1 protein-coding gene is annotated in these 1,560 nt (G+C 72.1%); it reads right to left on the bottom strand.

What is annotated here, in order from left to right; genetic code table 11:
• Positions 1-48 precede the first annotated feature (48 nt).
• The gene (locus tag GTR00_RS20510) at positions 49-1,356 is read right to left on the bottom strand and encodes an extracellular solute-binding protein (protein ID WP_166613376.1); all 1,308 of its coding nucleotides are present in this window, start codon (positions 1,354-1,356) and stop codon (positions 49-51) included.
• Between the last annotated feature and the right edge of the window lie 204 nt (positions 1,357-1,560).

Genomic DNA, 1,560 nt, shown 5'->3' with positions numbered 1-1,560 from the left:
ACGGGGCGGCCGCCCGCGGGCGGCCGCCCCGTCCCCGACGGCGGTGCGTCAGCCGATCTGGTTCTCGAGCTGGTCGGCGGCGCTCGTCCAGGCGTCGGCCGGGCTCACGCCGTTGACCTCGATGGACAGCAGGGCCTGCACCAGCGCGGACTTCACGACGGCGTCCTCCTCGCCCAGGACCTGGGTGGGGGCGGCCTCGGCGGCCTGCGAGAAGATCTGCCCGATCGGGGCGCCCTGGAAGTACTCGTCGGTGGCACCGGAGACCAGGTCGAAGGCCTTGGTGTTGGACGGGAAGTTGCCGCCGGTCTGGAAGATCTTGGCCTGCTGCTCGGGGGCGGTCAGCCACGCGACGAGCTCGGCGGCCTCCTCCTTGTTGTCGCTGGAGGCCGGGACGCCCAGGTAGGCGCCGCCCCAGTTGCCGCCCGCGCCGCCCGGCAGGGAGACGACGTTCCACTTGCCGGTCCCGGCGTCGCCGGCCTTGCCCTTGATGTAGCCGACCATCCACGCCGGGCAGGCGATGGTGGCGAAGGTGCCGCCGCCGAAGCCGGTGTCCCAGGCGGGGTCCTCGAACTGCTCCAGCTTGGCGGTCAGGCCCTCCTCCGCCGCGGCGGCGGCGGTGTCGAAGGCCTCCTTGACCGCGGGGTTGCTGTCCCAGACCAGCTCGCCGGCCTGGTCGTAGTAGATCTCCTCCTCGGTGGAGATGATCGCGTTGTAGAAGCCGCCGGCGGCGTCCATCCAGGCGGTGCCCGCGGGGGCGGCGGCCTTGAACTCGCGGCCCAGCGCGACGTAGTCGTCCCAGGAGGTCAGGCGGGCGGACAGCTCGGCGGGGTCGGAGGGCAGCCCGGCCTGCTGGAGCAGGTCGCTGCGGTAGCACAGGCCCATCGGGCCGATGTCGGTGCCCATGCCGAGCACCTTGCCGTCCTCGGTGGTGGCCGCGGAGGACTTCCACTCCGGGTAGTCGGCGGTGCGCTCGCCGGCGGCGGTGGTGGCCAGGTCGGTCCACTTGTCCTGCTGGTTGGCCACGACGTCGGCGATGCGGCCGACCTCGATGCCCTGGATGTCGGCCGCACCGTTGCCGGAGGCCAGCTTCGTCTGCAGCGCGGGCCAGTACTTGTCCTCGCCCTGGGTGGACTCGTACTGGATCGTGATGTCGGGGTTGAGCTTCTGGTACTCGTCGAACAGGCCCGCCTCGTCCATGGCGAACGTGCCGAACAGGCTGACGCTGAGCTGGGTCTTGCCGTCCGCGGCCGCCGCGTCGGCGGAACCGGTGTCGGTCGTGCTGCAGGACGTCAGCAGCAGTGCGCCGCTGACCGCTGCCGCCGCGGCGGCGAGCGTGGTCTTCCGGACATTCGCCATGGGGAACTCCTCGGGCCCCGCCGGGACGGCGGATCGACGTTGATCGGGGGTCACGGGTGGTGCGGTGAGAGCGCTCTCAAGAAGGGCCGTTCCGAGGTGAGAGCGCTCTCACGGGATGTGCACAGCGTGGACCCACGGACGTCCCGGTGTCAACGCCCCCGCCGGAGGAGACCCGGGGCGGCGGGCTCGCGGGGGCGTTGACAC

Source organism: Kineococcus indalonis (assembly GCF_009906395.1).
Classification (GTDB): domain Bacteria; phylum Actinomycetota; class Actinomycetes; order Actinomycetales; family Kineococcaceae; genus Kineococcus; species Kineococcus indalonis.
Note: the sequence above shows the minus strand (reverse complement) of the source record. Positions and strands in the feature narration are given on the sequence as shown.